12 protein-coding genes are annotated in these 16,360 nt (G+C 62.3%); all 12 read right to left on the bottom strand.

Annotated elements, in window-relative coordinates; translation table 11 throughout:
* Window positions 1-10: 10 nt before the first annotated feature.
* A complete protein-coding gene (locus E1K68_RS01540) occupies window positions 11-1,732 on the bottom strand; it encodes a ShlB/FhaC/HecB family hemolysin secretion/activation protein (protein ID WP_212613699.1) in 1,722 nt (573 codons plus the stop codon).
* A gap of 491 nt (window positions 1,733-2,223) precedes the next feature.
* Window positions 2,224-2,700 carry a poly-beta-1,6-N-acetyl-D-glucosamine biosynthesis protein PgaD gene (pgaD, locus tag E1K68_RS01535; RefSeq protein ID WP_137205043.1) on the bottom strand — a complete coding sequence of 159 codons (477 nt, stop codon included), beginning with the start codon at window positions 2,698-2,700 and terminating at the stop codon, window positions 2,224-2,226.
* Between the two features lie 2 nt (window positions 2,701-2,702).
* Window positions 2,703-4,043, bottom strand: a complete 1,341-nt coding sequence (gene pgaC / locus E1K68_RS01530) for a poly-beta-1,6-N-acetyl-D-glucosamine synthase (protein WP_034134577.1) — start codon at window positions 4,041-4,043, stop codon at window positions 2,703-2,705.
* A gap of 2 nt (window positions 4,044-4,045) precedes the next feature.
* Window positions 4,046-6,043, bottom strand: a complete 1,998-nt coding sequence (gene pgaB, locus E1K68_RS01525) for a poly-beta-1,6-N-acetyl-D-glucosamine N-deacetylase PgaB (RefSeq protein WP_212613698.1) — start codon at window positions 6,041-6,043, stop codon at window positions 4,046-4,048.
* Between the two features lie 12 nt (window positions 6,044-6,055).
* On the bottom strand, window positions 6,056-8,536 hold the full coding sequence (gene pgaA / locus E1K68_RS01520) for a poly-beta-1,6 N-acetyl-D-glucosamine export porin PgaA (RefSeq protein ID WP_212613697.1): 2,481 nt from the start codon (window positions 8,534-8,536) through the stop codon (window positions 6,056-6,058).
* A 336-nt stretch (window positions 8,537-8,872) separates the two neighbouring features.
* Window positions 8,873-10,369 carry a YdgA family protein gene (locus E1K68_RS01515; protein WP_003187474.1) on the bottom strand — a complete coding sequence of 499 codons (1,497 nt, stop codon included), beginning with the start codon at window positions 10,367-10,369 and terminating at the stop codon, window positions 8,873-8,875.
* A gap of 147 nt (window positions 10,370-10,516) precedes the next feature.
* Window positions 10,517-11,149 carry a hypothetical protein gene (locus E1K68_RS01510; protein WP_019819550.1) on the bottom strand — a complete coding sequence of 211 codons (633 nt, stop codon included), beginning with the start codon at window positions 11,147-11,149 and terminating at the stop codon, window positions 10,517-10,519.
* An 81-nt stretch (window positions 11,150-11,230) separates the two neighbouring features.
* Entirely contained in the window at window positions 11,231-12,673 is a 1,443-nt protein-coding gene (locus E1K68_RS01505; RefSeq protein ID WP_003187472.1) for an efflux transporter outer membrane subunit, read from the bottom strand.
* Window positions 12,670-13,560, bottom strand: coding sequence for an efflux RND transporter periplasmic adaptor subunit (locus tag E1K68_RS01500; protein ID WP_003187470.1), 891 nt, complete (start codon window positions 13,558-13,560; stop codon window positions 12,670-12,672). Before E1K68_RS01500 ends, E1K68_RS01505 begins: the two co-directional genes overlap by 4 nt.
* Window positions 13,557-13,766: a DUF1656 domain-containing protein gene (locus E1K68_RS01495; RefSeq protein WP_003187469.1), complete on the bottom strand. Its 210-nt coding sequence runs from the start codon at window positions 13,764-13,766 to the stop codon at window positions 13,557-13,559. The genes E1K68_RS01500 and E1K68_RS01495 overlap by 4 nt, the downstream gene beginning before the upstream one ends.
* Window positions 13,763-15,841 (bottom strand): FUSC family protein, encoded by a 2,079-nt coding sequence (locus tag E1K68_RS01490; protein WP_003187466.1) that lies wholly within the window; start codon window positions 15,839-15,841, stop codon window positions 13,763-13,765. Before E1K68_RS01490 ends, E1K68_RS01495 begins: the two co-directional genes overlap by 4 nt.
* Window positions 15,838-16,257, bottom strand: a complete 420-nt coding sequence (locus tag E1K68_RS01485) for a MarR family transcriptional regulator (RefSeq protein ID WP_003187465.1) — start codon at window positions 16,255-16,257, stop codon at window positions 15,838-15,840. Before E1K68_RS01485 ends, E1K68_RS01490 begins: the two co-directional genes overlap by 4 nt.
* Window positions 16,258-16,360 lie beyond the last annotated feature (103 nt).

Below are 16,360 nucleotides of genomic sequence, written 5' to 3'. Positions count from 1 at the left end.
GGGCGTTGAATTACAGGAAGAAATCCATGCGAAAGTAGATCGGCGCTTCGCGCTCGGTGACTACACCGGGTCTTTCTAACGAATGAGCAAAGGTCACGCTGGTGCTGACGTGTTTGCCACGGGCGAACAGCTCCAGGGAGTTGCTGGACACCCGGCCATGAACGTTGTCGTTGTAGCGGTCGTTGCGGATCACGCCTTGGTCGTAGCCGACACTGGCGCCGTACTCGGCGAAGGCCGGGCGCATCCAGTCGAGGGTCACCGGGCGCGCCCAGCGCACTTCGTTGCGCCAGTAGCCGCCGCTGTCGCCGGTCAGTAATTGGTCCTTGAAGCCACGCACCGAGGCCGAGCCGCCGAGGCTCATGCGTTGCGGCGAAAACAGCGGGTCTTCGCTGCGCTGCCCGGTGGCCAGGCTGCTGAAGCTGAACGACTCGCCCCACAGGCTGAAGGGTTGCAGGTAGCTGACCGTGGCGGTGTATTTGCGGTAGCGCGAGTTCGGCTGGCGACGGCCTGCTGGGTCACGCTCGTCTTGCGCCTGGGCGTCGAGCAGGCCGATGCCGCTTTGCATGCCCAGGTCCAGGTTGACGAAGGCACTGCCGATGCGCCGCCCGTGGTTGACGCCCAGTTGCAGTTCGCTGAGGCGGTTGCTGCTGGGCGCGGTGCGCACGTCGAGGATGTAGTTGTTGGTGCGCAGGTGCGCCAGGCCGACGTTGACCGAGGTCTTGCTGACGTCGTCGCGATGGATCACCCGCTCGGCGCGCAGTTGGTGGTTCTGGTTGTCGCCGTCCTGCTTGTATTTGAAGCCGTCGGCGATGCCGTAGGTGCGGTAGTCGCTCTCGCTGTAGGTGTAGCTGAAGTTCCACCAGCCCCATGGCACGTTGTAGTAGAGCATGGTGTTTTTCGAGGTTTTCTGGTGGTCGCTGATGGCGTCGTGGCCGCCGCGCAGCATCAGTTGGTCGCCAAGGCCGAGTGGGCTGTCCCACTCCAGGCCGGCGCCCCATTGCTGTTCGCCGGTGCTTTTCTGCCCGTCGTTGTTGCGCGACAGGCTGGCGCGCCAGGGCTTTTGCGCAGTGTTCTTGACCACCACATCGCTGCCGCCGATTTGCTTGCCGGGGGTGAGTTCCATCTGCGCCTGTTTGGACGGCAGGCGGTTGAGTTGATCCACCAGTTGCTCGATTTCACGCAGGTTCAGCGCTTCGCCGACTTTGCCGGGAAAGGCCATGGCCAGTTCGCGGTCGGTCACTGTGCTGCCATCGGCGCTGCGCAGGGCTTCGAGCTTGCCCTCCACCACCAGCACTTGCAGATGGCCGGTGGAGAGGTCTTGCTGTGGCAGGTAGGCACGGCTGGTAACGCGGCCTTTGCCCAAGTAGTAGTCGGTGATGACCTTGAGCAGCTCGTTGAGCTGGGACACGCCCAGGCATTGGCCGATATAGGGCTTTAGCAGGCGCTCGCGGTCGGCCGCCGGCAGGCTGTCGGCGCCTTTGAGTTCGATGGTTTTGATGGGGAAGCAACGGGTGTCGGCCGGGGTTGCCGGGGCTTGGGGCTTGTCCGCTTTGCCGGGCAGGTCCTGGAGTTCCTGGAGCCGCCGCTGTTGCTCTTCAAGCAAGCGGTTCTGCCGGTCGCGGATCAAATCCTGATCGCCAGGCGTGGGGGCGGCGGATGCACTGTTCAGGCCCACGCAGGTGAGCAGGAAGGTGCAGAGCAATAACCGGGTCCATGGCAATAACGAAGACATGTTCGATCCATCGAAAATCAAGGGCCGCGAAACTAACATCGAACTTCCAGCTCGCCTAGAAACGGGCGAAGTGGGGCCGTTCGACTGATTAGTTTTCTAACCTGTTGATTATTAATAATAATTTTTCATCAAAAGAGTTTAAGTCGGGCACTTACAGTGATTATTCCGACAAGCGGCAACTGTTTTGATGGCGATTCGACGAATGACTTTCTGACTGCCATTACTTAGCCATCAGGTGTTCGTCGAGTTAGGTTAGTACCGGAGAAGGGGGAAAAGTTCGCGGGGGTTTTGTGAATTGGATCCCATTTATCGGAATTCCAACAAGAGGAGTGAACCACTGCAGCGATGGGTGGAAATACTACCTGTGGGAGCGGGCTTGCCCGCGAAGGCGGTGTGTCAGTTAATAAAACTCTTACTGCACTACCGCTTTCGCAGGCAAGCCAGCTCCCACATTGGATCTTCATTGCTTTGAGCATTGCGTTCGCTTAACGCTAGCCAATGCCCTTGTCTTTGTCGGGCACCAGGGTCAGGCCGGGGCGTTCGACGTCGCGGGAGACGTGGGATTTCACTTCTTCGACGCCGCCTTCTTCGTCGTTGTGGATCACCAGCACGCCAGGGCGGCGCAGTTGTTCGAGGTCGCCATCGCCCAGGTTGAAACTTTCACTCAGGTGCTGGTCGCTCAGTGCATTCGCCTCGGCGCGGCGCTGGGCGAATTTGCGCCCGCGATGCTGCTGATAGCGTGCCCAGCTGATCAGGATCACCGCATTGAACAGCGCGATCCACAGGTAAACCTGCAAGGTGTTGAGCGCAGCAAAGATAGGCGCCTCAATGCGTGGGCCGCCGTGGGTTTCAAGCATGGCGCTGATGCCTCGCGCCAGCAGCCAGATCAACCCACCCCAGGCCAGCAGGGTCAGCAGCACATCGACGACCCACATCAGTGTGTTTTGGCGAGTTCTGACCAGTTTCATGCTCACGCCTCCTCTTGTGCAGGTTTGATACCGCGGTCCGGGCTGACCCAGCGGGCGCGTTTCTGGTGTTGGTTGAACAACACCTTGGGAAAGCTGACCAGGGTGGTGAGCAGGCTCACCAGCCAGAACACCATCGGGTACCACACGGTCCAGAACAGGGTTTTCCACAGGTCTTTTTCGTAGCGCCGGTCGATCAGGATGCTCACCGCAAACTGCAGCAGGCACACCATCGCCAGCACCAGGCCGGTGAACGCGGGCGGCACCAACGAGCTCACGGTGATCGCCGCCGGCAACGTGACGAATTTACCCACGGCCCAGAAGATCACCGACAGCAGGAAGGTGAAGGCCCAGCCGGTGGACAGGCAGTATTCGAACAACAGCGGCCACAGGTAGCGGTGGCGCCATTGCCAGATGCCACGGATGTTCTTGAACAGCACTTCGGCGCCGCCCTGGGCCCAGCGCAGGCGTTGTTTCCAGAGGCCGCCGACGGTTTCGGGCATGAGGATCCAGCACAGCGCGCGCGGCTCGTAGAAGATCGCCCAGTGATCGAGTTGCAGCTTCCAACTGACATCGATGTCCTCGGTGATCATGTCGGTGCTCCAGTAGTCGATGCGGTCCAGGGCCTTCTTGCGAAACGCCACCACCACACCGGAGACCGTGAAGATCCGGCCAAACACCCGCTGGGTACGCTTGATCAAACCGATGATCGAGGAGAACTCGCCCACCTGCACCCGGCCGATCAGGGTGGAGCGGGTACGAATGCGTGGGTTGCCGGTGACGGCACCCAGGCGCGGGTTGTCGAGCATCGGCGCGACCATGTAGGCGGCCGCGTTTTTGTCGAGCAAGGCATCGCCGTCGATGCAGACCAGGTATTCGCTGCGGGCAGCCACGGCGCCCATGCGCAGGGCCACGGCCTTGCCCTGGTTCTGTGCCAGATGCAGCACGCGCAAGCGCGGGTGTTGCAGCGCCAGGGCATCGAGTACTGCGGCGGTGTTGTCGCTGGAGCCGTCGTTGACCGCGATCACTTCGATGTTCGGGTACACCTGGCCGAGGGCCGCGCCAATGGTGTCAGCGACGTTATCGCCCTCGTTGTAGCAAGGGATGATGATCGAGATCAGCGGCTCGCCGGCCAGGGTCGGCGCCGGCGTGTCTTCTTTCCACGGCCAGTGGCGTTCCCAGTGCAGCCAGAAATACAGGCCACCGGCGATCCACAACGCCGACATGAACAACGGGTAGAAGAACACGAAGTCCATCAGGAACTGCCCGGTCACCAGGAAGATCAGGCCCAGGGGCAAGCCCAGTACCAGTGCCAGCACGAATATAGCCAGGATTCTGTCAACCATGATCAAGGGTTCCACTGGTTGGAAAGGGCCGGACGTATGGTCTTCAAGTCCGGGGAGTTTTCCAGGAAGTTGTCCGGGTAGTAGCCGAAACTGGTGACGCCCTGGCGTTTGAGTACACCCATCCACTCTGCCAATTGCTCAGCGCTGATATCCGGCGCGGCTTGGGTGCGCCAGTCTTTGGCTTGCAATTCGAAGATGGTTTTTTCCATGGCGCCAGGGCGCGTCTTGACCGTGGCGATGAGTTTTTCCAGCCAGGCGTTGGAGGTTTTCACTTCCTGGCCTTCCATCAACGGCATGGCCATCGGCGCGGTCCAGTCGTAGGCCTGGAGGAAGTCATCGAGGTTCTGCGCGAACCAGGTTTCGCTGCCAGGGTTGAGCATGGGCTCGGCGAAGATATTGCGCGCCGTCAGCACCTGCGGGCCACGGATGGCGCGGACCTTGGCGGTGAGCTCATGGGTAAAGTCGATCAGGTAGCGGCTTTTGAAGCGGGTCCAGCGCTGCATCACGGCAGGGTCAGCCCGCAGGGCGGCGATGCTGTCCGGCAAACCTTGGGCCGCATAGGCCTTGAGCGCTGCGGGGCTGGCGTCCTCGAAGTCGTTGAAGACCGCGTCATCGTGGTAAAGGATGCCGTCAATCGGCCCTACACGCGCCAGGTCTTGGTAGATCTCACCGATGATCTGCCGCACCTTGGGATCAAACGGCGACAGGCGTTTGTATTGATCCGGGTCGGGGCCGACCTGGCCGGTTTTCGGGTCCCAGCGGGTGACACGCGGCAACTTGGGGTCCAGGGCAAAACTCAGCACCGGCATCCAGGCGTACACACTGGCATGGGCGCGGGTGTGCAATTGCCAGGCAACCCGGTTGAACAGGTCGGCACGCATCGGCAGGTGGCGGTTGGGGAAGTACAGCGAATGCACCAGGCCGTCGCCCTTGGGGTCGGCAAAGGCTTGCAGGAAGACGGTGCCAGCGCCCATGTCCACCACGCGCTGAACCAACACGTCGAGGTTGCGCGCCTGTTGGGCTGGGTCGGGGTCGTACACGTTGTCCAGGTCTACGTGCAGCACGCGCATCGGCGCCTTGGTCTGCACGGCCACCATGCTGTTGGCAAAATGCTCGCCGTCCGGGTCGGAGGCCACCAGAAAGCGTGGGCTGTTCATCAGGTTGCCGAGGTCGTCGAGCCCGTCCTCCAGGGTCAACGCCATTTCATAGCCGTGCTCGCCGACCACCGCCAACGAGGTGCCATCGGCGGCCCCGTACGGCCACACCCACACACGCGGCGCCTTGCCGGTGACGGTACGGATTTTGTTCGAAATCGCGGCGACGTCAGCCCGCATGCGCGCCTGGAACTGCGCTTCGCTTTCATAGCCGTTGGTCTTGGGGTCAAAAACCCGCGTGGTGGCGGCCGGTTCCAGGTTGCCCTGGGGGTTGGCCAGGATGCCCTTGTGATTGGCATCGGTGTGGGCGGCAATTTCCACCAGGCCCGACTGCGACACTTCGCGAATCTGCTGCCACGTCAGGAACTCTGCGCGTGGTCGTGGTGTACCGGCAAAATCCACCGGTTGATTCAACGGCGTGTCGATCCAGGACCCCACCGGCGCCAGCAATGCAGGCCAGTGGTAGGCGCGCAGAATCGGCATCACGCGGGTGTAGAAGCTGGAATAACCGTCATCGAAGCTGAGCATCACCGCCTTGGGCGGCAATGCCGGGCCGCCGCGCCGGGCTGCCAGGATCTGGTCGACGCTGACCGCCTGGTAGCCGTTTTCGCGCAGCCAGGCCAGCTGCTCGATCAATCGCTCTGTGCGCACCGCCACCACGGCTTGATCGGGGTCGCGATCTTCCACGTCGTGATAGGCAATGCCCAAAAAGTGGTTCTTCGGCCACGGCGCTTCGTTGGGCGCTATCGGCCGTTCGGCGGGTGGGGTGTAGGGCGCGGGTTGTTGGGCGCAGGCGGCGGCCAGCATTACACCCAGGACCAACAAGCAACGGCTGAGGACGGTCATGGTCAGGCTCTTTTAGAAACGGTAAGTGAGGTCGACGAGCAGGCGCAGATCGCGTTCGCGATCACCGTCATAAGGTCGGCTGATCAGGCTGAGGTTGGCGCCCATTTCCAGTACGTCGTTCCAGCGATAGCGTTGGCCGTAGCCAATCAAGCCGATACCGCCGGTGGAATAGTCACGCTGACTGTAGGTACCCGCGCCGATTTGGAACTGCTGACTCCACTGGGTTTCGTAGCGGTGATAGAGCACGTGATTGACGTTGATCATGGGCAACACTGTGAAGTCCGACTTCGGGTTGAAGTACACGGTGTCTTCCTTGCTGTTGCGGCTGGCGCCCACTTCCAGGCCCAGGTCCACTTGCACATGGGGCGAGCTGTAGAGGCCTTCGCGGCCGGTGAGCAAGGCTTCGAAGCGGTCGTTGCCATCGCTGAAATGGGACGGGCTGAGGGTCAGCTTCCATTCGCGGCTTTCGTTGGCGCGCCAGCGGATAAAACCGCTGCCGCCGTTGGCTGTGACGCCGTCATTCAGGGCCCGCAACGGTGTGGTGCTGAGCAAATAGCCAAGGCTGCCGCCGTATTGCCAGTGGTCGTTGATGTCGCGGGCAATCGACACGCTGGCGCCTTGCTTGGAACCGTCGCCATAGGAGTGGTTGGACACTTCGGCTTCGATGGTCATGTCACGGGTACGACGCTCCACGCCCACGCGCTGCCAGCGATGTTGGCCAGTGCCTTCCTCGAAGTCGGCGGTGGCATAGCCGGCACCGGCGAACAGGCGCCAGTCTTCGTCGATGGGCGGCGTGTAGATCACGCTTTCAATGCCCCAGTCTCGGCTGCCGGAGACGGCACCGGCGTCGTTGTTATTACCGCCACCGTAGCTTTTGCCGGTGTAGGCCTCGACACGCAGCTCGGCCATGTCGTGCACATCGCGCAGGCGGCTCAGGCGCTGCACCTGACGGTTGTCCGGGTTGCGGGCGAGCACGTCGTCGGTGAGCGTGTCCATCTGCCGCCACTCTTGCAAGTCCATGGCGGTATAGGCTTGGGAGACTTCCAGGCCGATGTCGCGGGGGGCCTGGGTTTCGGTTTCCTTGAGCGTGCCTTCGGCGCGGCGCGGCCAGTCGCGGGCACGGTACATGTCGGCCTGGGCCAGGCGCAGACCCACGTTGCCCGGTGCCTTGGCCACCAGCGCTTCCAGGCTGGCCTCGCTGCCAGGCAGGTCACCGCCATAGGTACCGGCCTGGGCGGATAATTGTTGGGCGTCCATCCAGTTGTCATTGGGGTTGCCAATGGGCAAGCCCTTGAGTTCAACGCGGGGGTTTTGCTCCTTGGCCAGGTTGTTGGCGACCTGGCGGGCCTCTTCGACCTTGTCGCTTTCCAACAAGGCGTAGAACAGCGCCGTGCTGTCATCGACCCGATAGCTGGCGTCGGTGTCGGGGGCGGTGAGTACCTGGCGATACAACGGCTCGGCCTTTTCCGGCTGGCGCTGTTCCAGGTAAGAGCCGGCGACCCAACGCAAGGCGTAGGTGGGCAGTTGCACGCCTTCGCCAGTGAGGGTCTGGTAATCGCGGATCACCTCGGCATGCCGTGCTCGCGCTTTGAGCGCGCCCAGACGGTCGATGCGCCAGCGGATGACATCGCCCTTCGCTGTGGCGTCGGGGGCCCAGCGGCTGATCAGTTTGTCGTAGTCCTGCAGGGCACGGTCAGCGATGACGTAGCGTTCCTTTTCGCTGCGCGTGGCGAACTCGGCCATACGCACACGCTCGGCGGCAAGGTCGCCTTCGAGGCGGCGCTGGGTGACGGCGTCCACCAGCCCCGGGCGCTTGGCTGAGAGGCGCAGTGCCGGCTCCGGCAGCCGCGCCTTTTGCAGGGCGACGATGTATTCACGGGCCACTTCGGGCTTGTCACCGGCGCGGATAAAGGCTTGGTCAAATTCGAACAGCGCGTCGTAGTTCAAACCGGCACGTGTCAGCGCATAGCCCAGGGCCATGCGGCGGTTGGGGTCATTGGGTTGGGCCGCCACCAGCGTACGCAGGCGTTGCACCGCTTCGTTGGCTTTACCGCCATCGGCCTGGGTGAGGGCCTGGCCTAGTTGCAGGTCGATGTTATTGGGTTCACGCAGCAACGCCTGGCGATAGACCGCTTCGGCCTGAGCCCACTGCTTTTGATTGCGATAAGTGCGCGCCACGGTGGCGAGTGCCTGGGTGGTAAGGTTGCGATGCTTGCCCTGCGCTTCGTACACCTTGAGCACTTCGGCGTCTTGCCCGGCCCAGCCGGCAATCACCAGGTGGTCACTGACCTGGCCTGGGGTCTGGCGTTCGGCGGAGAGTTGGCGCAGTTGGGTCAGCGCCGGCGTGAAGTGGCCGTTGCGGGCCTGGATGATCAGGGCGTCGTAGGCTGGGTCGGCAAACGCAAGGCCTGGAACCAGCAATTGGCTGCACAGGGCGGCCCCGATAAGCAGACGCAACCGGCCTGAGGCACTGTAGGGGTGGTTTCGCAGCATATCGTGAGCTTCCTTACACACGGAAAGCCCTAACGATAGATGGTCCTGAGCGAAACGCATCAGGGTGTCGGCGTCTCGGGACCCGACCTAGCTTTCCTGTAGGAACTATCTCTTAGCGAAGTAGGGGGAAGCACAATTTCGAACAATTGTTCAGAATTGTACGATTAATATTTTTTGCCCCTCACAAAAAACAAACGTGGGAGCCGGATTCGGGTGGGAGCCGGGCTTGCCCGCGATGCAGGCACCTCGGTTATTCAGCCAGACCGAGGCGATGCTATCGCAGGCAAGCCAGCTCCCACACAAGCCCGCTCCCACATTTTTTACTGCATTTCAGGTTTATTGGGCGCCGCTGACCGCACCGGCTTTGGACATCACAAAGCTGAGGAACTGCTCAACGGTCATCTTCTGGCCGTTGAAGGTCACTTCGTTATTGGCGTAGTGCAGCTTGGAGACCACATCGGTACCCACCAGGGTCGCCAGTTGAGTGCCGACCGCCATGCTGCTGACCATCTCGGCCGCCATCTGCGATTGCTGCTCGATGGCTTGCGGGTCGGTCACGCCGCCCACCTGGGCTTGCAGGGCCGCCACGTCGCTGATCATCGGCTTGGACAGGGTGAGGTTGGCATCCAGCAGCGAGACCATTTGCTTGCCCAGCTCAACCGGTGGCAGTTCCATGGACGTTGGCTTGGTCAGGTCCACCACCAGGTTGAACTTGCTTTCGCCACGGGTGGTTTTGAGCGACAGGTTTTCCACGGCCAGTTGCGGCTTGGCGGCCAGCACCTGGTTGACGTTGGCTTCGGCCAGGGCTTGCTCGGCTTCGGTCATTTGCAGCTCCGGCACCGGTTGACCGGCAGCGGCGGCGGCTTGCACCGGTTGCATTTTGTCCTGGTAGAGCTTGGTCAGCACCAGCATCGCCGGGATGTCGACGTTCTTCATGCTCACGGCCATGGCGGCCGAACCGACTGCTTTGCCCTGGTAGCCGATCTCGTCGATCTTGTAGTCGACGCGGCCAGCCAGGTTGTTGTCCTTGGTCTCGCTGGAGTCTTTCTGCTCGAAGCCTTTGAGGGTCAACACGGCTTTCTGCGGGCCGAAGGTGACCTTGGTGTCGGTCAGCTCCACGGTGTTCTGGCCGGTGTAGAAACCGAAGGTGGTTTTTTCCAGGTTGCTGGCCACGGTCAGGCCGGCCAGTTCCGCTTCGAACGGTGCGCCTTCGGCGTCCACTGCGGCAACTTTGAGGCTGTTCATGAAGCCTTCGGCCTTGACCTTCTGGCCTTCGGCGCTGCTGTCGAAGTTGAGGTTGGCGCCGGAGAAGCTCACCGACGAGGTGGCATCCTTGAATTCCAGAGGCAGCAATTCGATGTTGCCGCTGACCGAACGGCTATAGCCGATATTCGCCACGCCTTTGAGCGGCGACACGTCTTTGCTGGCGGCGAACCATTTTTCGGTGGTGGGGTTCTTTTCCAGTTCGTAGTGACTGGTGGCCATGACCGGCAACCACTTGAGGGTCACCAGGCGCGAGAACGGCAGCGGGCCGTGTTCGATATGGTCGACGAACAGCAATTCAGGGTTCGGGTTGTCTTCGCCGAACACGCTGCCTTGGCCCTTGAGGCGATAATGCGCGGTGCTGCTGAACACGCCACGGTCCAGGGACACCAGCTCCAGGGTCACGCTGCCATCGACGCCGGCCATGGAGGTCTGCAGTTCTTTATTGGCGCTCTGGATAGCGGTTTGCAGGACCGGCTCCAGTTGTTTACCGGTGTACCAGGCACCGCCCGCACTGACGGCGCCGACGGCGACAACAAAACCCAAGAAAACAACGGCTGGCTTATTCATGAAGTGACCTGATCAAATCCTGTGAGAAGTGGGCTGTCTTCCTTGAACCCCTGAGGGGATTGGCTCAAGCCCGCCGAAAACGGGGGAAGATTAGCACTGGCGGGCGTAAACGGCCCAGCCTTTCAGAGGGATCAGTTCAGCAGGAGTTCAGGAGTACTCTTGTTCGACTTCATCCAGTTGGTGATCAAAACTCTTCAAGCGCGCGGTCCAGGTGTACACCAGCACCTCGAACTCGCGGTGTATCACGGCATTGCCGGGGGTGTCGGCCTTGGGGTCGCAAAAGTCCAGCTGGTAGCGCTCGCGGGCCATTTGCGTGGCCACGTCGGACAATTCCCGCGCGTTATCCAGCCAGTGCCTACCGTCAGCAACCTGTCGGTCCAGCAGCACGCATTGTTTTTTCAGGACTTCGAGGCTTTTTTCCAGCGGCGTGCCGGTGAGGTCGCCCATGACTTCCTGGAACGTGCGCCCCGGCTGCCAGTAACTGCCCCAGAAATAGCGGTCGAACACGGTTTCGACGCGGCGCAGGGCGACCTTGGTGTCCCAGATCGCCACGCGGGTCTTGCCCTGTTCGAGGAGTTTTTTCTTCACCCGCTGGTTTTGATACGACGCCCAGGCCACCACGCCGATGGATAAGGTGCCGATCACCAGGCAGGCGCTGTCGAGGAACACCATGGCCTTGTCGAGTTGATGGGCGAGCATGACGCCGTAAAAATACGCGGCCGATAACAAAACCAGTGCGAAGAGCACGCACCAGAAAGCGGGAGCATAAGGGTTTTTCATTCTTGGAATCCCCATGAGCAAACGCGAGCTTTGTCGGGTGAAGCGTCACGACGCCTCACCTGACAAAGCATAGCAATCACCTCACGGTTTGCCGGGTTTGACCCCTTGCGTTCGTCCGCTTTCCCAACCGCCGCCCAGGGCCAGGAACAGATCGATCTGGCTCATGGCAACCTGGGTGTTGGCCGCCGCCAGTTGCGCACGCATATCGGTGTAGGTGCGCGTGGCTTGCAGGTCGGCCAGGAAGGATTCGCGGCCGGCCTGGAAGAAGCGATGGGTCTGGCCGGCGGCTTCTCGCGCCGACTGTTCGGCGTCGGCCAGGGCGTCGCGGCGTTGCAACACGGCGGTGTATTGGGCCAGGCCGGTCTGGGTTTCGCGGATGGCGTTGAGCACCACGCCGTCGAAGTGGGCCAAGGCGCCCTGGGTCGCGGCTTCAGCTTCATGCACGCGGGCGCGGGCGCCGTTGGTCGGTACAGTCCAGCTGATCATTGGGCCAAAGCCCCAGCGGTTGGTAGCAGGCGTGCCGAGGTTTTCCAGCAAGCCGACGGTGCCGACCGTGGCGCCGATGCTGATATCCGGGTACAACGCGCCGGTCGCCACGCCGATGCGTGCCGTGGCGGCGGCCAATTGGCGTTCGGCCTGGCGCACATCAGGGCGGCGCTTGAGCAGCGTGGCGCCGTCGCCTACTGGCAGCAATTGAGCGATATGCGGCAGCTCAGCGCAGGTGCCCGTGCCGGCTGGCAGTTGGTCGACCGGTTTGGCCAGCAACATCGACAGCCGGAACAGCGCCGCCTGACGCGAGGCTTCATAGCGCGGTATGTCGGCGCGCAAGGATTTGTATTGGGTTTGCGAGCGAGTCACCTGAGTCTCATCGCCCCGCCCGGCATCGCGCAGGCGCTGGGTCAGTTTGGTGCTCTGGGCTTGCAGGTCGAGGGACTCGTTGGCAATCGCCAGTTCTTCGTTGGCCGCGCACACCTGGGTATAGGAGCGCACCACATCGGCCACCAGGGTGATGCGGGCGATATCCGCCGCGGCCTGGGTCGCGTCGGCGCTGGCCTGGGCGCTTTCGATGCCACGCTGCAAGGTGCCGAACAGGTCGAATTGATAAGACGTGGTAATCCCGACGCTACCGATATTGCCGACCGGGACTTTGTCCGGCAGCAAGAAGGCCTCGCCAGACTCCTGCAAGCGCTGGGCCTCGGCCTTGACGCCGGCACTCCAGCCGCCAGCGGATTCAGCCTGCTGCACCTGGTAACGCGAGCGCTGCAGGTTGGCGGCGGCCACGCGCAGGTCGGTGTTGGAGGCCATGGCCTGGCGCACCAGTTCGTCCAGGCGCGGGTCTTTGTACAGCTTCCACCAATCGGCCGGCACCGGTGCCGAGACGACGTTGCTGCCCTCGCCCATGATCGGCCCTTGCAGGTCGCCACGGTTGACGGCGGCCTGTTCCGGCAGTTTGTAATCGGGCCCCACCACTTGGCAGGCCGACAGCAACAACCCCAGGGAAGCGGTTGCCAGAAGCCGCTTCATGGTTTGTCCCCGTCTTTGACCTTGTCGTCGATGATCGACACCGTCGCGGTGCGCCCGGCGATCATGCGAAAGTCCGCCGGCACGTCATCGAAGGCGATACGCACCGGGATCCGCTGGGCCAGGCGCACCCAGCTGAACGCCGGGTTGACGTTGGGCAACAGGTTGGAGCCGCTGCTGCGGTCGCGGTCTTCGATACCGGCGACGATGCTTTGCACGTGGCCATGCAGGCGCGCATTGTCGCCGATCACACGGATGTCCACGCCCATGCCGACATGGATGCCGTCGAGCTTGGTCTCTTCGAAGTAACCGTCGATGTGGAAGGAATTGCTGTCCACCACCGACAGCACCGGGCGCCCGGCGGTGACGAATTCCTGGGTACGCGGTGCGCGGTCGTTGACGTAGCCGTCCACGGGGCTGCGGATCACCGAGCGGTCGAGGTTGAGTTGGGCGGAGTCCACTGTCACCTGGGCTTCGGCCAGGGCCGACTGGGCGCGGGCGACGCGGGACTGGCTCTCTTCCAGTTGCTCGCTGGGCACCAGGTTGCCCAGGCCACGGTTACGCTTGTACTCACGCTGGGCCTGGGCCAGGGTTTCCTGGCGGTCGGCCACGGCAGCCTGGGCTTGGCGCAGGGCCAGCTTGAAGCGGTCCTGGTCAACGGCGAAGAGCACCTGGCCCTTGCTCACCAACTGGTTGTCGCGCACGTCCACGCGCTGGATCAGCCCGGACACGTCCGGAGCGATCTGCACGATGTCGGCACGGATGTGGCCGTCACGGGTCCAGGGCGCAAACATGTAATACATGACCATGCGCCACACCACGACGACCGCGAAACTCACGACCAACAACGTCAGGACGACACGGCCGATAGTCAAAAAAGGTTTTTTCATGTCATCAAATATCGACTGAGTGAGTCCACAGCGCCCAGCAACAGCGCGTAGAGCCCCACATTGAACAATGCCCGGTGCCAGACCAGGCGATAGAAGTGCATGCGCGTCAACAGCCCGTGCACCACCAGAAACAACACATAAGTAATGCCCATCAGCACCAGCAGCGTGGGCAGGAACACCCCGCTGATATCCAGGTCACCGATCATAAAGGCGCTCCATCGGGTAGCGGCGCTTCCATTTCCGTGCCGCCAATGAATTCCACACCGGGCAACAACGCCAGGCGCAGGCCGGCCAAGGCGTGCAGCAGGTGCAGGCGCGTGTCGTCTTCGTCTTGCAGGCCCTGGCCGTTGAGGGCGCGGCGCGTGCGGTCCAGGGTCATCAGCAGACCGCTGGGCGCGGGCAAGCGTTCACCCGCCTTCAGGCACGCCTTGAAGTAACCGCCCACGCCTTCCACCACCTGGTTGAGCAACACCCGTGGCACACCGAGGATGCGTGGCGAGTAGGCCAACAAGTCGAGCAGGTTCAGCGCCACGCGCAGGTCGCGCAGGGCGATGCCGGTGTCCTGGCCGGTGAGGGCCAGGCGCGGCAGGTGCTGCATCAGGCGGTCGAGCATTTGTGCGGCCATGTGCCGGTGCTCGGCCAGGGTGGCAGGCTCGGTGAGGCTGACGATGTCGCGCCAGCTGAAACGGGTGAGGCGCTTGGCCGCCAGTTCAGCGCCGAAGGGTCGGGCGATCAAGGTCCACACGAACGCGAACAGCAGGCCCACCGGCCCCGCCAAGTTGACGTTGGCGAAGTTGAGAAAGTCGGCGTCATAGGCGCCCTGGATGCTGATGAAGGACGACGTATTGACCAGCGTCAGCAACATGCCCAGGTAGAAACGTGGCTGCACCGTAAGCGTGCCGATGCAGATAAACGGCACGGCGAAGGCCAGCACCAGCATGGGGAAGTCATGCAGGTTGGGCAGCACCAGAAACAGGTACAGGCTGGCGAACAGCACCGACATGGCGGTCCAGAAAAAGAACCGATAGATCTGCGGCGCCGGGTCGTCCATCGAGGCGAAAAAGCTGCAGGCGACGGCGGCAAGGATCACGGCGCTGCCGCCGTCGGTCCAGCCCAGCAGAATCCACAATACCGAAGCGACAATGATTGCGGTGACGGTGGAAAACGCCGAGTAGAACATCAGCCCACGGTCGAGGAATGGCGTGAGCCGGCCCAGGCGCCAGTGGCGGTAGACAGCGCGCCAGGTGTCCTGGCTTTCGCACTGAATGGCGGCTTGCAGGCTGCGGCAGTCTTGCCACAGGTCGACCCATTCGCCCAGGCGGTATAGGGCGTTGGAGAACAGCAAGGTGTGACGGTCATCCAGCGCTTCGCCTTGGGGTTGCGCGGCGTCGATCTTGTCACGCAGCACGCGCCAGCGATCCAGGGGCGCTTGTTCGGTGGTGCTTTGCAGCCAGGCATTGGCCTCTTCCAACAGCGGCGTGAGCTGATCGAGAAACTCCGGCGCACGGTGCTCAATGGCGTACACCGCATCATCCAACGCGTCGATCACCGGCAGCAGGTGAATCATGCGCCCGCGCAGTTCCTTGGTGTTGCGCACCGTCTGCGGGCGCGCGCCTTCGTGGGGCAGTTGGCCGATCATCAATTCGAGGGTGTTGAAGGTGGCGACCATGCCGCCGCGCAGGTTGCTGACTTCTTCGGGGTCGACCTTGCGGCTGAGAAAGCGCTGGCTGTAGACCTGCGCGTCGCTGAACCACTTGGCCACCGAGCCATCGAACACCGGCATCAGGCGCCGGGGCCAGAACATCGCGCCCACCACCGCCGCGACCGCAATGCCGAGGAAGATTTCTTCGGTACGCGCCTCCGCCACATCCCAGACCGCCAAGGGGTTATCCACCACCGGCAGAGCAATCAGCGGCAAGGTGTAGCCGGCCAGCATCAGGGCGTAGTTATTCGCGGTGCGCAGGTGCATGGACAGAAACAGCAAAGTGCCGGTCCACAACGCAATCACCACTACCAGAATGTAGGGTGACTGCACGAACATCGGCACAAACAGCACCGCCGCCGCCGCGCCCATCAAGGTGCCGATGGCGCGGTACAGGGCTTTGGAACTGGTAGGGCCGACAAACGGGCTGGAGACGATATACACCGTGGCCATCGCCCAGTACGGACGCGGCATTTGCATAAGCATGGCGATGTACAGCGCGATCATCGACGCGGCGAAGGTACGCACCCCGTAGAACCAGTCGCGGGCAGGCGGGAAGCCGGTAAAAAATCCGTTCAAGACGACACAGCCTCAGCCGCTTCGAAGGCGCGCAAGACACGCAGTGCGGCTTGCAGATCGTCGGGGGCGATATCTGCTAACACATCCTTGCGCAGGCGCACCAGTTGCGCTTCCACCGCTTGCACCAACTCACGGCCACGCTCGGTAAGGCTCAGGGCCTTGGCGCGGCGGTCGTGGATGTCTTCGGTGCGGCAGACGTAGCCGTCACCGCACAGCCGGTCGAGCAGGCGCACCAGTGATGGGCTTTCCATACCGGACGCCTGGGCTACTTTGACCTGATGCACACCGTCGCCCAAGCGACCGATCATCAACAACGGCACGGCGCAGGCTTCGGAGATGCCATAGCTGACCAGCGTGGTCTGGCAGATTTTGCGCCAATTACGGGCGCCCACCACCATGCTGCTGCTGAGGCTCATCTGGAGTTGTTCGAGGGATTGAGGCACTGGATAGTTCGCATACAGTTAGTTTGCTAACTATCAATATGGTGGAGGAAGGGTTCGCCGTCAAGTTTTGAAACAA

The sequence above is a fragment of the Pseudomonas sp. B2021 genome, from assembly GCF_018135665.1.
In the GTDB taxonomy this organism is placed as follows: domain Bacteria; phylum Pseudomonadota; class Gammaproteobacteria; order Pseudomonadales; family Pseudomonadaceae; genus Aquipseudomonas; species Aquipseudomonas lactis.
This window is presented reverse-complemented; position numbering and strand designations above follow the sequence as displayed.

What these genes read in the sequence shown, in the direction of transcription:
- E1K68_RS01540 (WP_212613699.1), bottom strand. Translation starts at nt 1,732, where the DNA reads ATGTCTTCGTTATTGCCATGGACCCGGTTATTGCTCTGCACCTTCCTG.
- pgaD (WP_137205043.1), bottom strand. Translation starts at nt 2,700, where the DNA reads ATGAAACTGGTCAGAACTCGCCAAAACACACTGATGTGGGTCGTCGAT.
- pgaC (WP_034134577.1), bottom strand. Translation starts at nt 4,043, where the DNA reads ATGGTTGACAGAATCCTGGCTATATTCGTGCTGGCACTGGTACTGGGC.
- pgaB (WP_212613698.1), bottom strand. Translation starts at nt 6,043, where the DNA reads ATGACCGTCCTCAGCCGTTGCTTGTTGGTCCTGGGTGTAATGCTGGCC.
- pgaA (WP_212613697.1), bottom strand. Translation starts at nt 8,536, where the DNA reads ATGCTGCGAAACCACCCCTACAGTGCCTCAGGCCGGTTGCGTCTGCTT.
- E1K68_RS01515 (WP_003187474.1), bottom strand. Translation starts at nt 10,369, where the DNA reads ATGAATAAGCCAGCCGTTGTTTTCTTGGGTTTTGTTGTCGCCGTCGGC.
- E1K68_RS01510 (WP_019819550.1), bottom strand. Translation starts at nt 11,149, where the DNA reads ATGAAAAACCCTTATGCTCCCGCTTTCTGGTGCGTGCTCTTCGCACTG.
- E1K68_RS01505 (WP_003187472.1), bottom strand. Translation starts at nt 12,673, where the DNA reads ATGAAGCGGCTTCTGGCAACCGCTTCCCTGGGGTTGTTGCTGTCGGCC.
- E1K68_RS01500 (WP_003187470.1), bottom strand. Translation starts at nt 13,560, where the DNA reads ATGAAAAAACCTTTTTTGACTATCGGCCGTGTCGTCCTGACGTTGTTG.
- E1K68_RS01495 (WP_003187469.1), bottom strand. Translation starts at nt 13,766, where the DNA reads ATGATCGGTGACCTGGATATCAGCGGGGTGTTCCTGCCCACGCTGCTG.
- E1K68_RS01485 (WP_003187465.1), bottom strand. Translation starts at nt 16,257, where the DNA reads ATGAGCCTCAGCAGCAGCATGGTGGTGGGCGCCCGTAATTGGCGCAAA.